Origin of the sequence: Streptomyces sp. Tu6071 (genome assembly GCF_000213055.1) — a bacterium.
In the GTDB taxonomy this organism is placed as follows: domain Bacteria; phylum Actinomycetota; class Actinomycetes; order Streptomycetales; family Streptomycetaceae; genus Streptomyces; species Streptomyces evansiae.
This window is the reverse complement of record NZ_CM001165.1, coordinates 6,179,097-6,195,075: the sequence shown is the minus strand read 5'-3', so window position 1 is coordinate 6,195,075 and position 15,979 is coordinate 6,179,097. Positions and strand designations below refer to the sequence as shown.

General features: G+C 73.8%; 12 protein-coding genes. 5 read left to right on the top strand and 7 right to left on the bottom strand.

Annotation, left to right across the window (positions count from 1 at the left end; translation table 11 throughout):
• The first annotated feature begins 76 nt into the window (after positions 1 to 76).
• Both STTU_RS26195 and STTU_RS26190 read left to right on the top strand, forming a co-directional pair.
• Positions 77 to 1,621, top strand: a complete 1,545-nt coding sequence (locus tag STTU_RS26195) for a beta-N-acetylhexosaminidase (RefSeq protein WP_007828465.1) — start codon at positions 77 to 79, stop codon at positions 1,619 to 1,621.
• Positions 1,621 to 3,081, top strand: a complete 1,461-nt coding sequence (locus tag STTU_RS26190; RefSeq protein WP_007828464.1) for a cellulose binding domain-containing protein — start codon at positions 1,621 to 1,623, stop codon at positions 3,079 to 3,081. The genes STTU_RS26195 and STTU_RS26190 overlap by 1 nt, the downstream gene beginning before the upstream one ends.
• A 53-nt stretch (positions 3,082 to 3,134) precedes the next feature.
• On the opposite strand, the gene STTU_RS26185 is transcribed toward STTU_RS26190, so the two are convergent.
• Complete coding sequence (locus STTU_RS26185; RefSeq protein WP_007828463.1) at positions 3,135 to 3,836, bottom strand: class I SAM-dependent methyltransferase; 702 nt, start codon at positions 3,834 to 3,836, stop codon at positions 3,135 to 3,137.
• A 149-nt stretch (positions 3,837 to 3,985) separates the two neighbouring features.
• Between STTU_RS26185 and STTU_RS26180 the strand changes: the two genes are divergently transcribed.
• A complete protein-coding gene (locus STTU_RS26180; protein ID WP_007828462.1) occupies positions 3,986 to 4,303 on the top strand; it encodes a DUF6343 family protein in 318 nt (105 codons plus the stop codon).
• A 142-nt stretch (positions 4,304 to 4,445) separates the two neighbouring features.
• Here STTU_RS26180 and STTU_RS26175 read toward each other — a convergent pair whose 3' ends face one another.
• The 5 genes from STTU_RS26175 to rpsA form a co-directional block, all read right to left on the bottom strand.
• Positions 4,446 to 4,829 carry a tetratricopeptide repeat protein gene (locus STTU_RS26175; protein ID WP_007828460.1) on the bottom strand — a complete coding sequence of 128 codons (384 nt, stop codon included), beginning with the start codon at positions 4,827 to 4,829 and terminating at the stop codon, positions 4,446 to 4,448.
• Between the two features lie 74 nt (positions 4,830 to 4,903).
• Positions 4,904 to 5,542 (bottom strand): dephospho-CoA kinase, encoded by a 639-nt coding sequence (gene coaE / locus STTU_RS26170; RefSeq protein WP_043256399.1) that lies wholly within the window; start codon positions 5,540 to 5,542, stop codon positions 4,904 to 4,906.
• Between the two features lie 63 nt (positions 5,543 to 5,605).
• Positions 5,606 to 6,544, bottom strand: coding sequence for a PAC2 family protein (locus tag STTU_RS26165; protein ID WP_007828456.1), 939 nt, complete (start codon positions 6,542 to 6,544; stop codon positions 5,606 to 5,608).
• Positions 6,545 to 6,735: 191 nt separating this feature from the next.
• The gene (locus tag STTU_RS26160; protein WP_007828454.1) at positions 6,736 to 8,340 is read right to left on the bottom strand and encodes a flavin monoamine oxidase family protein; all 1,605 of its coding nucleotides are present in this window, start codon (positions 8,338 to 8,340) and stop codon (positions 6,736 to 6,738) included.
• A gap of 282 nt (positions 8,341 to 8,622) precedes the next feature.
• Positions 8,623 to 10,137, bottom strand: a complete 1,515-nt coding sequence (rpsA, locus tag STTU_RS26155) for a 30S ribosomal protein S1 (RefSeq protein ID WP_009064250.1) — start codon at positions 10,135 to 10,137, stop codon at positions 8,623 to 8,625.
• A gap of 317 nt (positions 10,138 to 10,454) precedes the next feature.
• On the opposite strand from rpsA, the gene STTU_RS26150 reads away from it, so the two are divergent.
• Together STTU_RS26150 and hrpB are read left to right on the top strand one after the other, a co-directional pair.
• The gene (locus tag STTU_RS26150; protein WP_009064252.1) at positions 10,455 to 11,324 is read left to right on the top strand and encodes a class I SAM-dependent methyltransferase; all 870 of its coding nucleotides are present in this window, start codon (positions 10,455 to 10,457) and stop codon (positions 11,322 to 11,324) included.
• A gap of 36 nt (positions 11,325 to 11,360) precedes the next feature.
• Positions 11,361 to 13,847 carry an ATP-dependent helicase HrpB gene (gene hrpB / locus STTU_RS26145; protein ID WP_007828448.1) on the top strand — a complete coding sequence of 829 codons (2,487 nt, stop codon included), beginning with the start codon at positions 11,361 to 11,363 and terminating at the stop codon, positions 13,845 to 13,847.
• Between the two features lie 52 nt (positions 13,848 to 13,899).
• On the opposite strand, the gene STTU_RS26140 is transcribed toward hrpB, so the two are convergent.
• Positions 13,900 to 15,684 (bottom strand): lytic murein transglycosylase, encoded by a 1,785-nt coding sequence (locus STTU_RS26140; RefSeq protein ID WP_043256397.1) that lies wholly within the window; start codon positions 15,682 to 15,684, stop codon positions 13,900 to 13,902.
• Between the last annotated feature and the right edge of the window lie 295 nt (positions 15,685 to 15,979).

The following is a 15,979-nucleotide window of genomic DNA, read 5'->3' as shown; positions in this document are numbered from 1 at the left end:
GGACGGAAACGGCACCCCACACGCCCCATCGCCATGCCCGCACGCCCCCACACCCCACCCCCCGAAAGGCCCCCGTATGCCCGCCCCCCGCGAGCCCCTCGCCCTCGTGCCCCGGCCGCTGAAACTCGCCCGCCGCTTCGGCAGCTTCGCCCTCGGCCCCGGCACGGCCGTCCGTATCGCCCCCGGCGCCGAGGGCGCGGCCTCGCTGCTGCGCGAACTGCTCACGCCTGCCACCGGTTTCCCCCTCCCCGCGGCGCCCGACGGGGAGATCATCCTCGCGCTCGATCCCGCGCTCGGCGGCACCGGCGAGGAGGGGTACGGGCTCACCGTCGCCCCCGACGCGGTGCTCCTGCGCGCGGCCCGCCCTGCCGGGCTCCTGCACGGCGTGCAGACGCTGCGGCAGCTCCTGCCCGCCGAGGCGCTGCTGCCCGGCGCGGTACGGGCGGAGCGCTGGGAGCTGCCCTGCGTGGAGATCACCGACCGGCCGCTGCTGCCCCGGCGCGGCTTCATGATCGACGTGGCGCGGCACTTCCAGCCCGTCTCGTGGCTGCGCCGCCTCGTCGATCTCCTCGCCCTGCACAAGCTCAACGTCCTGCAACTGCACCTCACCGACGACCAGGGCTGGCGCATGCCCGTCCCGGCGCTGCCCCGCCTCACGGAGATCGGCGGCGTGCGCGCCGAGACGCTCGGCGACGGGGTGCCGCACGGCGGCGCGTACTCGACGGCGGAACTGCGCGGCCTCGTCACGTACGCCGAGGCGCGCGGCGTCGAGATCGTCCCGGAGATCGAGGTCCCCGGGCACACGCGCGCCGCGATCGCCGCGTACCCGCACCTGGGCAACGACCCCGCGCGGACCCTTCCGGTGTGGACCCGCTGGGGCGTGTGCGACACGGTGCTCGGCATGGGTGAGGAGTCGCTCGACTTCGTCCGTACGGTGCTGGACGAGGTCATGGACGTCTTCCCCTCGCGTCACGTGCACGTCGGCGGCGACGAGTGCCCGAGCATCGAGTGGCACCACTCCCCCAGCGCCCTCGACCGGGTGCGTACCGAGCGGCTGCCGGGGCCGGACGCGCTGCGCGGCTGGTTCCTCGGGCAGGTCGGGCGGCATCTCGCCGCGCACGGCCGCGTCCCGTTCGGCTGGAGCGAGAACGGCACGGACCTGCCGCCGGGCTTCACCGTGCTGCCCTGGCGCGACACGGACCACGGCCTCGCCGCGGCCCGCCGCGGCCACCGGGTCATCACGTCCGCGTACCGCACGAGCTACCTCGACTACCCGCAGCATCCGGGCCCCGGCGAACCCCCGGGCCAGCCGGGGCTGCTCACGCTGCGCCAGGTGTACGAGGCCGATCCCGTCCCGCCGGGCTGGGAGCCCGAGGCGGCCCGGCAGGTCGTCGGGCGGCAGGCGGCGCTGTGGAGCGAGTACGCGCCGACCCCGGCCCACCTGGAGTACCTCGCCTTCCCGAGGCTCACCGCGCTCGCCGAGCGCGCCTGGTCGCCGCGGCGCGACTGGGACGACTTCGGCGCGCGCCTCACCCGCCACCGGCTCCGCCTCGACGCCCTCGGCGTCCGGGGCGCGGACCGGTTCAGTGACACCCCACCCACCGGAGAGGAAACCGGCTGATGTCCCCCCTGCCCCGCAGCACATCGCACGCCGTCCCCCGTCCCGTCTCCCGTCCCGCCCGCCGTCGCAGACTGCTCCTCGCGGCGGCACTCGGCGCGGGGCTCGTCGGCTCCGCGCTCACCGCCCTGCCCGCGCAGGCAGCCGGGGAGCCGGTCACCGTCCAGTACCGGCAGAGCTCGACCGGCGCCGACCAGGCCGAACCGTGGTTCAAGGTCGTCAACTCCGGCAACAGCTCGGTCAGTCTCAGCCAGGTCAAGCTGCGCTACTACTTCCGTTCCGACAACGCCGCCGCCTACCGCTTCGCGTGCTCCTGGGCCGTGAAGGGCTGCGCGAACGTCACGGGCACCTTCGGCACCCTCGCCCACCCCACCGCGACCGCCGACCGCTACCTGGAGATCGGCTTCACCTCCGGCGCGGGCACCCTCGCCCCCGGCGCGGACACGGGCGACCTCCAGCTCCGCTTCTACCGGGCGGACTGGGGCCCGCTCAACCAGAACGACGACTACTCCTTCAGCGCCGCGAAGACCTCGTACGGCGCCTGGGACAAGGTCACGGCGAGCCTGAACGGCACGCAGGTCTGGGGCACGGCGCCGGCGGGCAACGGCCCGACCGACCCGACCGATCCCACGGACCCCACCGACCCGCCCGGTGACGGCGCCACGCTCTTCGACGACTTCTCCTACGCCTCGTCGACCGACCCGGGGCTCGACGCGCACGGCTGGAGTGTGCGCTCCAACTCCGGCGGGCCCGGGGTCCCCGGGGCCACGTGGGACCCGCGCAAGGTGACCTTCCCGAAGGACGGCACCAACACCGTCATGAACCTGGAGACCTCCACGGCGGGCACGGGCGAATCCACCGTGCACACCGAAGTCCTCACCAAGGCCACGAAGTTCAAGAACGGCACCTACGCGGCGCGGGTGAAGTTCTCCGACGCGCCGAAGAGCGGCCCGGACGGCGACCACCTCGTGCAGACCTTCTTCACCATCAACGCCCTCAAGGCCCCGATGGACGACGACTACGGCGAGTACGACTTCGAGTACCTGCCCAACGGCGGCTGGGGCGAGAGCGGCAACATCCTCTACACGACGTCCTGGGAGACCTACCGGCCCGACCCCTGGGAGGCCGTCAACCAGCACACCGAGTCCCGCCAGTCCTACGCGGGCTGGCACGACCTCGTCCTCACGATCGACAACCAGCGGATCACGTACTACATCGACGGCGCCGAGTTCGGCACCCACGACGCCAAGTACCTGCCCGAGACGCCCATGTCGATCAACTTCAACCAGTGGCTCATCGACCTCGCGGGCCAGACCTCGACGACACCGCGCGCCTACGACGAGCAGATCGACTACGTCCTGCACGTCAAGGACCAGGTCCTCTCCCCGCAGCAGGTGAACACGAAGATCGCCGCCTACCGCACGGCGGGCAAGACCTTCGAGGACACCGTCCCCACCTCCTGAGCGCCGCCCCGGGCGGAGCACGACGAACCGGCACCCCCGCCCCGCCCGGGGCCTCAGGCCGCCACGACCCGCCACCACACACCGTCCTCGCTCAGCCGCTCCGCCGGGCGCAGCCCCTCCTCCGCGAGCACCGCCGCGAAGCCCTCGTCGTCCAGGGGGCGCGAGAGGAAGGTCTGCGTCCAGGTCGCGTCGGGGAAGACGTACTCGGCGCGCACCTGGCGGACACCCTCGGCGTACGGCACCGAGGAGACGATGCGCGTCGTGAAGCCCAGGTCGTGCCGCTCGCGCGGCAGCCCGTCGTGGGCGTCGGCGGGCTCGCGCTGGAGCAGCAGGCTGCCGCCGGGGGCGAGGTGGCGGCGGCAGGCGCGCAGGAGCCCGCGCCGCACCTCCGGGTCCCCGGCGTGGATCAGGCAGGAGGCGAGCAGGACCGCGGGGAAGGTCTCCGCGAGGTCCAGTTCCTCGATCGGGGAGCGGACCGTGCGCGCCCCGCGCACCTCGGCGAGCATCTCCGCCGACTCGTCCACCGCCGTCACGTCGAAGCCGCGCGCCACCAGGGGATGCGTGACGCGGCCCGCGCCGCAGCCCAGCTCCAGGAGGCGCGCGCCTGGTGGGGCGGCCGAGGCGATGGCCTCCGGCTCGTCCCGCACCGGCAGCCGCCTGTACAGCTCGACGGCGCAGCCGTCCGGGGTCAGCGCGCCCGGACCGCTCGCTCCGTACCCGGGCCGGTACCCCGTCGTCGTCCCCTCGCCCGCCATGCGCCCGTTCCCTCCCTCGGCGCCGCCTCTCCCGGGCGGCGCTCCTGTCCGGGCAACGGCTCGACGGCGGGCCCGGTTCCCCCGTTTCCCTTCCTCACCCGAACGAGGTACACCGGAAGGAGAGCCCCTACGAGGGAGCGGTGAAAGTCATGCCTGCTGGAACGCACCACGTGCACCACCACCGGACATCCGCAGCCGCCGGTGGCCATCTGACCAGGGCGAACACCGAGCGTCCCGGACGCAGCGGCACCGAGCCGCTCACCGCGCGCAGCCCGCTGGGGCTGCGGCTCGCGCTCAGCGTGTGGGGCGAGGTCGTGACGATCGCGGCGACCGTCGTCTTCGTCCTCACTGATCACCCGGGGTGGGCGGCCGTGAGCGCGGCGTTGTGGCTGCTCGTGACGGTCGACCTCGTCGTCGTGTCCGTACGGCTGCGCAAGAACCGGCAGCCGCCGTCCCCGTGGCGCTGAGGGCGCCGGGACCGGCCCGGCCGACCGCGTGAAGCCGACCGCCAGGACCGCCACGCCGGGCCGACCGCGACGAGAGAGAGGGCGCAGCCCACCGGCCGCACCCGGCCGGTACACCCGTCCCCGCCCCCTGCGGGAATTTCCCTCAGTCCTGCCCCGCCCCGCCCGAGTCCCCGAACTTCGCCGCCCGCAGGTAGTCCGGCCGGGGGTCCAGCGCCGCCGCGAGGCGGAAGTGGCGCTGGGCCGCCTCGGGGCGGTTGGCGCGCTCGAAGGTGCGGGCGAGGGCGAAGTGCGCGAAGGCGTTGTCCGGCTCGCGTTCCAGGACCAGGGTGAACTCCAGCTCGGCGCCGCGCAGTTGCGCTCCGGCGAAGAAGGCGCGGGCGCGCAGCAGACGCGCGGCGGTGTTCTCGGGGTGCGCGGCGATCACGTTGTCGAGCAGCTTGATCGCCCCGCGCGGGTCCTTCGCGGCGAGCAGTTGCTCGGCGGCGCGGTAGTCGATGACGTGGTTCTCGGGGCTGTTCGCGGGCACAGCGGGGCCTCCTCTCCCGGCACGGGCGCAACACGCGGGCGCCCGCGCGTATTCCTCCCCCGTACGGCGCGCGCTCAGTCCCCCGCCGTCGGCCGCTCCGGCGCCTCGCCCCGGGCGCGCCGCTCCAGGGACTGCCACACCTCGCGCACGCGCGCGGCCAGCTCCTCGCGCGTGCCGTCGTTGGGGATCACGACATCGGCGGCGGCGAGGCGCTGCTCGCGCGTGGCCTGCGCGGCCATGCGGGCGCGGGCGTCCGCCTCGCTCATGCCGCGGTCGCCGGTCAGGCGGCTCAGTTGCGTGGCAGGGCTCACGTCGACGACGAGGACGAGGTCGTAGAGGGTCTGCATGCCGTTCTCGACGAGGAGGGGCACGTCGTTGACGACGACCGAGCCGGGCGGGGCCGCGGCCTGGAGGGCCGCGGAGCGCTCCCGTACGAGGGGGTGGACGATGCCGTTGAGCGTGCGTCGGTGCTCCTCGTCGGCGAAGACGAGCGCGCCGAGGCGGGGGCGGTCGAGGCTGCCGTCCGCGGCGAGGACCTCGGGGCCGAAGGCGGCGACGATCGCCGCGAGCCCCTCGGTGCCCGGCTCGACCACCTCGCGGGAGATGCGGTCGGAGTCGATCAGCACGGCGCCGTACGAGACGAGCAGCCGGGACACCTCACTCTTGCCGGCGCCGATCCCGCCGGTGAGCCCTACCGAAAGTACCGAAACCATGAGCGCAGCCTAGATCCTGCCGGGAGAGCGCCCGAGCGCGGCCCGGCGCGCGGCCCCGGCTCCTCAGGCGTCCCCCTCCCGTTCGGCGAGGAACTGCTCGAACTCGCGGCCGATCTCGTCGGCGCTCGGAATCTCGACGGGCTCGGCGAGCATGTTGCCGCGCGCGAGGGCCCCGGCCGCGGCGTCGTACTGGTGCTCCAGGCCCTGGACGAGCGAGACGAGTTCCTCGTCGCCCTCGCGGACCTGCCGCTCGATCTCGGTCTGCGTGCGGTGGGCGTCGTTGCGCAGCGCGTGGACGAGCCCGGGGAGCACGAGCCCGGTCGCGGCCGTGAACGCTTCGAGCGCGGTGAGCGCGGCGTCCGGGTACGCGGAGCGGGCGAGGTAGTGCGGGACGTGCGCGGCGATGCCGAGGATGTCGTGGCCCGCCTGGCCGAGGCGGTACTGCACGACGGCGCCCGCGGAACCGGGGACCTGGGCCTGCTCGAAGGGACTCGGGTGACCCGGGACGAGGTCGCTGCGGTTGCCGTGCGGGGTGAGGCCGACGGGGCGCGTGTGCGGGACGCCCATCGGGATGCCGTAGATGTCGGCGACGAGGCGGACGCCGAGGCGCTCGACGATCTGGCCGACCGCGGCGGCGAACCTCTCCCACTCGACGTCCGGTTCGGGGCCGCTGAGCAGCAGGAAGGGGGCGCCCGTCGCGTCCTGGACGAGGTGGACCTCGATGACCGGATCCTCGTAGTCCGTCCAGCGGTCGCGGCGGAAGGTGAGCAGCGGCCTGCGGGCGCGGTAGTCGACGAGGCGGTCGTGGTCGAAGCGGGCGACGACCTGGTGCGGGAGGGTGTCGAGCATCCGCTCCACGATCTGGTCGCCGGTCTCCCCGGCGTCGATGTAGCCGTCGAAGTGGCACAGCATGACGAGCCCGGCGGACTCCTGGGCCAGCGCGGTGTCGACCACCGCCAGGCCCTTCGGCACCCATGAGTACAAATCCTGCGGATCAAGCACGGTATGGCCCTCCGGTCCTCTCTTACTCCGTGGACGAGAACGCCGGGGGCGGCACGGATCATTCCCGCACCGCCCCCTTGATCACACTTGATCACACCCGGTCGGAGAAGCGGGGCGAGGGGGTCCGCTCCCGGGCCGGGCACGAGACCACCCGGTCCCGGTCGAGGAGGCCGCTTCCCTGGGTCCCTCGCTCAGGCGTTGAGCACGCGCCGGTGCAGGCTCCCGACGACCTTGCGTGCCGAGGAGAACGCGCCGTGCTGCCAGGCGTCGAGGTAGCTGAGCCAGTCGCCCGCGAAGTACACGTGCCCCGCGGGCTCGTTGAGCGGTGCGAAGGCCGGGGCGTCGGGGCCGCCGGCCAGGGAGTGCCAGGACGCTTCGAGGTAGGGCGTCTGGCGCCAGTGGTGCGAGAAGGAGGAGGAGAGGTGCTCGCGGTAGGACTCGCCGTGGATCTTGACGCCCTGTGCGACGGCGCGCGCCTCGCGCTCCTCGGGGGTGAGCGCCGCGTAGGAGTCGGCGTGGGCACCGGTGTTGTAGTAGCCGATGAGGAGGCCCCGGTCGTCGTGGTATCCGTGCGAGGGGTACCAGATGTGGTCGAGGTCCATGTCGGTCTCGGTGATGCCGCCGTAGATGCGGTGCTCGGTCTCCCACCAGCGGGTGCGGTACTCCAGGCCGATCTTCCCCGCCGAGGAGGGCTTGCACGCCTCCAGGGCGCTCTGCACGGCCGGGCCGAGGTTGTGCGAGGTCTTGGCGAGGATGTTGGGCGGCAGCGCCGCGACGCAGTAGTCGGCGTCGACGCGGTGGCGGCGCCCGCCCTGCGTGTACGTGACGGTGACGCCGTGCGCGGTGTTCCTCAGGTCGGTGACGGCGGCTCCGGTGCGGATGCGCCGCTCGCCTATCGCGCGGGTGAGCGCGGCGGGTATCCGGTCCATGCCGCCCACGGGCTGGAACATCAGCATGGCCTGGTCGTAGCCGAACTCGAAGGAGAAGTAGCGGCCGACGTGGGAGGCGAAGACCTCGGAGACGGCCGCCGGGGAGCCGAGTTCCTCGCCGGGGGTGCCGGCCGCGCCGGGGTCGGTGAGGTAGCCGCGGCGTTCGCTGCCCGTGTACGCGCGGTCGGCGCCGAGGTCGCCGAAGGACGTGAGGAAGCTCTGGAGGCGTTCGCGGTCGTCGGCGGTGAGTTCCTTGTCGAGGGCGCCTCTGTCGGTGGCCTTGGCGAGGAGTTCGGAGACGTAGCCGTAGACGTCGGCCTTGGCGGTGCGGTAGCGGGTCGGGGTCTTCATCCCGGCCTGCTCGTTGTAGAGGTAGGCGCTCGCGTTGGTGTTGGTGAAGACCTCGATGGGGACGCCGAGTTCGCGACAGTAGTCGAGAGTGATCATCCACTGCGCGATGCGCCCCGGACCGGCGTTCATGTACTGGCCCTTGGAGAAACGGGCGGTCTGCCGGTGGCCGTTGAGGTCGAGGGTGGTGTCCCCGCCGCGCACGGTGAAGTTGCGGCCCCCGGTGCGCTCGCGGGCCTCCAGGACCGTGCAGTCGTAGCCGGCCTTGCCGAGTTCGTAGGCGGAGGCGAGCCCGGCGATGCCGCCGCCGATGACGACGACCTTCGCCGCCGCCTTGCCGCGCAGCGTGAAGTCTCCGGTGCGCGGCGCGGTGAAGTCCGGTTCGTGGCGGGCCGCCGCGGCGGCGTCGGGGGCGAGCCCGAGGGCGCCCATGGTGGCGAACATGACGCCCGCGCCGCCGGTGACACCGACGTTGCGCAGGAAGGAACGGCGGGTGCTGCCGGGCTGCATCTCTTCCACGTACGGCTTCCTCTCCCTCGGGACACGCGCCGGTGGCGGCCGGGCGTGATCTTGGATGGCGAGGAGCTTCGCAGCGGGGGGTTACGGCCCGCGTCCCGCGAGGGTGTCGCACGCGTTTCCGGGTGTTACGAGACCGGAGCGGCGTACGGGACGGGCGCTACGGGCCCGGAAACGCCGGAGTCCCGGCCCCCACCGGAAGGGGGACCGGGACTCCGTACTGCTTACCGCCTACCGCTTCCCGGTACGCACGGGGCGCCGGGGAGCGGGGTCAGCGGAGCGGGTTCAGCTCTGGCCGCCGGCCAGCTTCTCGCGCAGGGCCGCGAGCGCCTCGTCCGAGGCGAGGGCGCCCGAGTTGTCACCGGTGTCCGAGGAGTACGAACCACCGGCGCTGCTGCTGCCACCGCTGGCGCCCGGGGCGGCCGGAGCCGCCTCGGTGCCCTCGGCAGCGGCCTGCTCGTCGGCCTCGCGGGACTTGATGACCTGGGCCTGGTGCTGCTCGAAGCGGGTCTGGGCCTCGGCGTACTGGCCCTCCCACTCCTCGCGCTGCTTCTCGTACCCCTCGAGCCAGTCGTTGGTCTCGGGGTCGAAGCCCTCGGGGTAGATGTAGTTGCCCTGGTCGTCGTAGGACGCGGCCATGCCGTACAGGGTCGGGTCGAACTCGACCGAGGCCGGGTCGGCGCCGAAGGCCTCGTTGGCCTGCTTCAGCGAGAGGCTGATGCGGCGGCGCTCCAGGTCGATGTCGATGACCTTGACGAAGATCTCGTCGTTGACCTGGACGACCTGCTCCGGGATCTCCACGTGGCGCTCGGCCAGCTCGGAGATGTGGACCAGGCCCTCGATGCCCTCGTCGACGCGGACGAACGCGCCGAAGGGAACGAGCTTGGTGACCTTGCCGGGGACGACCTGACCGATCTGGTGCGTCCGGGCGAACTGCTGCCACGGGTCTTCCTGCGTCGCCTTGAGCGACAGGGAGACACGCTCGCGGTCCATGTCCACGTCGAGAACCTCGACGGTGACTTCCTGGCCGACCTCGACAACCTCGGAGGGGTGGTCGATGTGCTTCCAGGACAGCTCGGAGACGTGCACGAGGCCGTCCACGCCACCCAGGTCCACGAAGGCACCGAAGTTGACGATGGAGGAGACGACGCCGGAGCGGACCTGACCCTTCTGGAGGGTCGTGAGGAAGGTCTGGCGCACCTCGGACTGGGTCTGCTCCAGCCAGGCACGGCGGGACAGGACCACGTTGTTGCGGTTCTTGTCCAGCTCGATGATCTTCGCCTCGAGCTCCTTGCCCACGTAGGGCTGGAGGTCGCGGACGCGGCGCATCTCGACCAGGGAGGCCGGGAGGAAGCCTCGGAGGCCGATGTCGAGGATGAGACCACCCTTGACGACCTCGATGACGGTACCGGTGACGATGCCGTCCTCTTCCTTGATCTTCTCGATCGTGCCCCAGGCGCGCTCGTACTGCGCACGCTTCTTGGACAGGATGAGCCGACCCTCCTTGTCCTCCTTCTGGAGAACAAGGGCCTCGATCTCGTCGCCGACCTTGACGACCTCGTTGGGGTCGACGTCGTGCTTGATCGAAAGCTCGCGGGAGGGGATGACGCCTTCGGTCTTGTAACCGATGTCGAGCAGGACCTCGTCCCGGTCGACCTTCACGATGACGCCGTCGACGATGTCGCCGTCGTTGAAGTACTTGATCGTCTCGTCGATCGCGGCGAGGAAGGCTTCCTCGTTACCGATGTCGTTGACCGCTACCTGCGGGGTGGTGGCGGTGGTCTCGGTGCTGCTCGTCATGTGGGTAAGGGCTCCGGTACGGACATTGAAGTCGTAGGCACTGCTAGCGCTGGAGCCCATTTCGCACCGTGGAGCCCGAGCGGTACGCGACCGCCGCCCCCAGGGGCCGACCGCCTCGAACCGCGAGACAAACAACAGATGCGAGCACCGCCTGCTAGGTCTGAGGAGCGCAGGCTCGCAGCGCAACTTGTAGCATACGGGGGCAGCCGGACAGGGTCAATGCGCGAAGGCGCCCACGCGAGGGCGATCCCCGCATTCCCGGCACACGGCGCCCCCTTGGGGACGCGGCGGCGACGGCTGGAGCGAACAGTACGACGATGGAGCACATCATCCAAGCCCCCCAGACCCCCTTCGACCCGGCAGGCGAGACCGCCGAGGACGAGACCGTCACCGCCACGCGGCGTGCCGCGAGCGTCACCGAGAGCAGCCGCGCCAACCGCGGCTGGTGGAACGGCAACGCGGACGAGTACCAGGCCGAGCACGGCACCTTCCTCGGCGACGACCGTTTCGTCTGGGGCCCCGAGGGGCTCGACGAGGTGGAGGCGCAGCTCCTCGGCCCTGCGGAGGAGCTGGCGGGCAAGGACGTCCTGGAGATCGGCGCGGGCGCGGCGCAGTGCTCGCGGTGGCTCGCCGCGCAGGGCGCGCGCCCCGTCGCGCTGGACCTGGCGCACCGCCAGCTCCAGCACGCGCTGCGCATCGCCGAGGAGCACTCCGCGCGCTTCCCGCTCGTCGAGGCGGACGCGAGCGCGCTGCCCTTCGCCGGCTCCTCCTTCGACCTGGTCTGTTCCGCGTACGGGGCGCTCCCGTTCGTCGCCGACCCGGTGCGGGTGCTGCGCGAGGTGCGGCGCGTGCTGCGGCCCGGCGGGCGCTTCGTGTTCTCGGTGACCCACCCGATGCGCTGGGCCTTCCCCGACGAGCCCGGCCCCGAGGGGCTGAGCGTCTCGGGCTCGTACTTCGACCGCACTCCCTATGTGGAGGAGGACGAGGAGGGCGAGGCGGTGTACGTCGAGCACCACCGCACGGTCGGGGACCGCGTCCGCGACGTCGTGCGCGCGGGGCTGCGGCTCGTGGACCTCGTCGAGCCGGAGTGGCCGGAGTGGAACACGCAGGAGTGGGGCGGCTGGTCGCCGCTGCGCGGGCATCTCATCCCGGGCACGGCGATCTTCGTGTGCGAGAAGGACGCCTGACCACCGCCTGAGCGCCCGCTGCGCGAGACTGGGCCCGTGATCCGTACCGCCGCGCTCGACGCCCTGCCCGTCCGCACCGCGCTGCCCGCGCTCGCCACCGCGTTGTACGGGGACGGCGCGGGCGGTACGGCGGTGCTCACCGCGCCCCCGGGCAGTGGCAAGACGACGCTCGTGCCGCTCGCCCTCGCGGGGCTGCTCGGCGACGGGGCTCCCGAGCGGCGGGTGCTCGTCGCGGAGCCGCGCAGGATCGCGGTCCGGGCCGCCGCGCGGCGCATGGCGTGGCTGCTCGGCGAGGAGGTGGGCGAGCACGTCGGCTTCCGCGTGCGCGGCGAGCGGCGCACGGGGCCCCGTACCCGCGTCGAGGTCGTCACGACGGGCGTCCTGCTCCAGCGGCTCCAGCGCGACCAGGAACTCGCGGGCGTGGACGTCGTGATCCTCGACGAGTGCCACGAGCGGCACCTCGACGCGGACACGGCCACGGCTTTCCTCCTCGACGTACGGGCGGCGCTGCGCCCCGGGTTGCGGCTGCTCGCCGCTTCGGCGACGACGGACGCGGAGGGCTGGGCGCGGCTGCTCGGCGGGGCGCCCGTCGTGGGCGCCGAGGGGGTCTCGTTCCCCGTGGAGACCGTGTGGGCGCCGCCGCGGCGGCCCTTCCGGCCGCCGCTCGGGCTGCGCGTGGACCCGGCTCAGCTCCAGCACGTCGCCGCCGTCGTGCGGCAGGCGCTCGCCGAGCGGAGCGGCGACGTGCTGTGCTTCCTGCCGGGCGTCGGCGAGCTCGCGAAGGTCGCGGGGCTGCTCGCCGGGGAGCCGGATCTCGAGGTGCTCCAGGTGCACGGGCGTGCTCCGGCCGAGACGCAGGACGCGGTGCTCGCCGGGCCCAGCACGCGGCGCAGGGTCGTGCTCGCGACCTCCGTCGCCGAGTCCTCGCTGACCGTGCCGGGGGTGCGCGTCGTCGTGGACTCGGGGCTCGCGCGCGAGCCACGCGTCGACCACGCGCGCGGGCTCGCGGCGCTCACGACCGTACGGGCCTCGCTGGCCGCCGCCGCGCAGCGCGCGGGCCGTGCCGGGCGGGAGGCCCCGGGGACCGCCTACCGCTGCTGGGACCGGGCCGAGGAGCACCGCATGACGGCCTTCCCCTCGCCGGAGATCGCCGTCGCCGACCTGACGTCCTTCGCGCTCCAGGCGGCGTGCTGGGGCGACCCCGACGCGTCCTCGCTCGCGCTGCTCGACCCGCCTCCGGCCGGGGCGCTCGCCGCGGCGCGCTCGGTGCTCGCGGCGCTCGGGGCGACGGGCGCGGACGGGAGGGCGACGGCGCGCGGGGAGCGGCTCGCGCGGCTGGGCCTGCACCCGCGGCTGGGGCGCGCGCTGCTCGACGGCGCCGCCGAGGTCGGGGGGCGGCTCGCGGCGGAGTACGTGGCGTTGCTGAGCGAGGAGCCGCCGCGCGCGTACGGGGACGAGCTGGCGCTCGTGCTGCGGCGGGCCCGGCAGGGCGGTGACGGGTACGGGGGCCGGTGGCGGCAGGAAGTGCGGCGGCTGCGCGGGGCGTTGCGGCAGGCGGGGGCCGACGCGGGGGACGCCCTGGTGGCGGAGGACGCGGCGGCCGGGGTCGTGACGGCGCTCGCGCACCCGGAGCGGGTCGCGCGGGCGCGCGGCGGCGGCTTCCTCATGGTGTCGGGGACGGGCGCCGAGCCGGAGCGGGAGTCCCGGCTGCGCGAGGCGTCCTGGCTCGCCGTCGCGGTCGCCGACCGTCCGGCGGGCGCGGCCTCGGCGCGGGTACGGCTCGCGGCGGCGATCGACGAGCGGACGGCCCGGGAGACCGCCGCGCCCTTGTTCGCGGAGGGGCAGGAGGTGCGCTGGGCGGATGGGGACGTGCGGGCCCGTGAGGTGAGCCGTCTCGGCGCGGTCGTGCTGCGGGAGCGGAATCTCGCACGCCCCGAACCCGTCCTGGTACGGGCCGCGTTGCTCGAAGGGCTCGCGGAGACGGGGCTGGGGCTCCTGGAGTGGACGCCGGGGGCGCGGGGGCTGCGGGCGCGGATGGCGTTCCTGCGCGGGGTGCTGGGCGAGCCGTGGGCGGACGTGTCGGACGCGGCGCTCCTCGCGCGGGCGGAGGAGTGGCTGGAGCCGGAGCTGTCGCGGGCGCGGCGGCGCGCGGATCTGGCGCGGGTGAAGGTGGCGGAGGCGCTGCGGAGGTTGCTGCCCTGGGCCTCGGGGCAGGCGGGGCGGCTCGCGGAACTCGCGCCGGAGTCGGTGGAACTGCCGGACGGGCGGCGGGTGCGGCTGGCCTATCCGGAGGGCGGGAGCGGTGAGCCGCCGGTGCTCGCCGCGCGGGTGCAGCAGTTGTTCGGGGTGCGGGAGACGCCGCGCGTGGCGGGGGTGCCGGTGCGGGTGCACCTGCTGTCCCCGGCGGGGCGGCCCGCCGCGGTGACCTCGGATCTGGAGTCCTTCTGGGCGGACGGTTACCGGGCCGTGCGGGCGGACCTGCGCGGGCGGTACCCGAAGCACGCGTGGCCGGAGCGTCCCTGAGGCGGTGCCGCGCGGGTCGCCTACCCGCGCGGAACCGCCTGCCGGAGGTCTCCTACGCGGCCGGGCTCTCGCTCCCCGTGCCGGGCTCCGGGCTCGCGGAGCCCCCTTCGCCGGGTTCCTCCGCCTTCGGGTCCGTCACGGTCAGTCCGACGTCCGCCGTGGCCTTGCCCGCGGTGAACCGCAGGACGTAGGTGCCCGGCTGGTCCCCCGCGTGGAGGTTGGGCAGGTGGAGGACGCCGTCCTTGTCGCTCACGAGGGTGAGGGCGCGGGTCTTCTCGTCGTCGGCGTCGAGTGCGTACGGGCCGGTGTCCTCGGCGAGTTCCTTGCCGTCCTTGTCGAGGACCGTGACGGTCGTGCGGACGCCCGCGACGGTCTTCCCGTCGAGGCTCGCCCGGAGGTCGGGGCTCTTCTCGAAGGCGTCACCGGCCTTCGCCTCGTACGTGGCCTTGTCGTCCACCGGCTTGAGGGTGTCGGCGGCGGGTTCGGTGACCGTGGCCGCGAAGTCGACGGGGCCGGGCTTGCCGGAGGCGAGGCTCGCGCGGACGGTGAACTTGCCGGCGCTCTTGCCCGCGGTGAGGGTGGGGGCCGTCGCCGTGCCCTGCGCGTTGGTCGTGACGACGACGCTCTTCGCGCCGGAGAAGCGCGCGTCGGTGTCGCCGACGACGCCGAAGGTGACCTTGAGCCCGGCCACCGGCTTGCCCTCGTGGTCGAGCGCGCGCACGGCGGGCCGTACGTCGAAGTCGAGCCCGGTGAGCGTCGCGAGCGTCGCGGGCCCGGTCTTCGTGAGGGCGGTGACGCGCTCGGCGGGGGGCTTCGGCGTGGTGGGCGGGGTGGTCGGGGGCGTCGTGGGGGGTGTGCTCGGCGTGCCGGGGCTCGTGGGCGGCTTCGTCGCGGGGGGCGTCGAGCCGTGCGGGGGCGTGGGCGAGGTGGAGTGGCCGGGCGGGCTCGGGCGTACGGAGGGCGGGGTCGACGGCGGCGTCGAAGGGCTGCTCGGCGCGGTCGGGGTGTGGGGGCGGCTGGGCAGCGGCCCGGTGCCGTCGGGGACTTCGTGGGCTCCGTCGCGGTAGAAGTCGTACCAGGTCAGGACCGTCGCGAGGTACTCCGAGGAGTGGTTGTAGCTGAGGATCGCGGCGCGCATGCCGTCGCTCGTGGCGAGGTCGCGGCCGTCTCCGCACAGGTAGTAGCCGGCGGCGAGGGCGGCGTCGTAGACGTTGTTCGGGTCCTCGATGCCGTCGCCGTTGCCGTCGCGCCCCGATCCGGCCCAGGTGGAGGGGATGAACTGCATGGGGCCGACCGCGCGGTCGTGCGTCGTGTCGCCGTCGTAGCGGCCCTGGTCGGTGTCCTGGATGAGCGCGAAGCCCTGGCCGTTGAGCTGGGGGCCGAGAATCCTGCCGATCGTGGTGCCGTCCGCGTCGACCTTCCCGCCGCGCGCGTGGCCGGACTCGACGTGGCCGATCGCGGCGAGCAGTTGCCAGGGAAGCTTGCACTCGCCGCGCGTGCGGGCGAGTTCGGTCTCGGCCTTCTTGTAGGCGGCGAGCACGGTGGCGGGGATGCCGGCCTGCGCGTCGGCGGGGTCGGCCGTGTCGCCCGGCTGCCGCGCGCCCGGCAGGTCGTGCGAGGACTGGGGGTCGCCGGGGCGGATCGGGGGCAGGTCGGTGTAGTAGTGGTCGTCGCTCGGCGGGAGCTGGTCGCCCGCCTCGGCCGAGTGGCTCGTGCCGCCGGGCAGGTCCTTGACCGCGCCGGGCGCCTGTGAGCCGGCGAGCGCCGCCATCACCGCCGCCGTGACCGCCGTCGCCGCGGCCCCCTTGCGCAGCCGTATCCCGAATTGCGCCGCCATCCCGGTCCGCCCCTCCCGTCCGCCGCCCGCCACGCTCTCAGGCGTGTTGACCCAGGTGACACTACGACAACTTCCCGCACCCGGGCAGACGAGGGTGACCGGCTTTCACCACTTGGCCATAACTCGCCCTCGCCATTTCGCCCCCTGTTCAGCCCGCGCCGACAGGGAGTGAACGCGCGGACACGGGCGGCGCGAGCGGGGCCGCGAGGTGCGGCGGCGGGGCGGCGGGGTGCGACGGCGGGCGTTTCGCGGGCGCGGGGTACGGGGCATACCGGGCGACCCGAGCCGCCCCGTA

Coding starts and splice junctions, on each gene's coding strand:
- STTU_RS26195 (WP_007828465.1), top strand. CDS start 77: ATGCCCGCCCCCCGCGAGCCCCTCGCCCTCGTGCCCCGGCCGCTGAAA.
- STTU_RS26190 (WP_007828464.1), top strand. CDS start 1,621: ATGTCCCCCCTGCCCCGCAGCACATCGCACGCCGTCCCCCGTCCCGTC.
- STTU_RS26185 (WP_007828463.1), bottom strand. CDS start 3,836: ATGGCGGGCGAGGGGACGACGACGGGGTACCGGCCCGGGTACGGAGCG.
- STTU_RS26180 (WP_007828462.1), top strand. CDS start 3,986: ATGCCTGCTGGAACGCACCACGTGCACCACCACCGGACATCCGCAGCC.
- coaE (WP_043256399.1), bottom strand. CDS start 5,542: ATGGTTTCGGTACTTTCGGTAGGGCTCACCGGCGGGATCGGCGCCGGC.
- rpsA (WP_009064250.1), bottom strand. CDS start 10,137: ATGACGAGCAGCACCGAGACCACCGCCACCACCCCGCAGGTAGCGGTC.
- STTU_RS26150 (WP_009064252.1), top strand. CDS start 10,455: ATGGAGCACATCATCCAAGCCCCCCAGACCCCCTTCGACCCGGCAGGC.
- STTU_RS26140 (WP_043256397.1), bottom strand. CDS start 15,684: ATGGCGGCGCAATTCGGGATACGGCTGCGCAAGGGGGCCGCGGCGACG.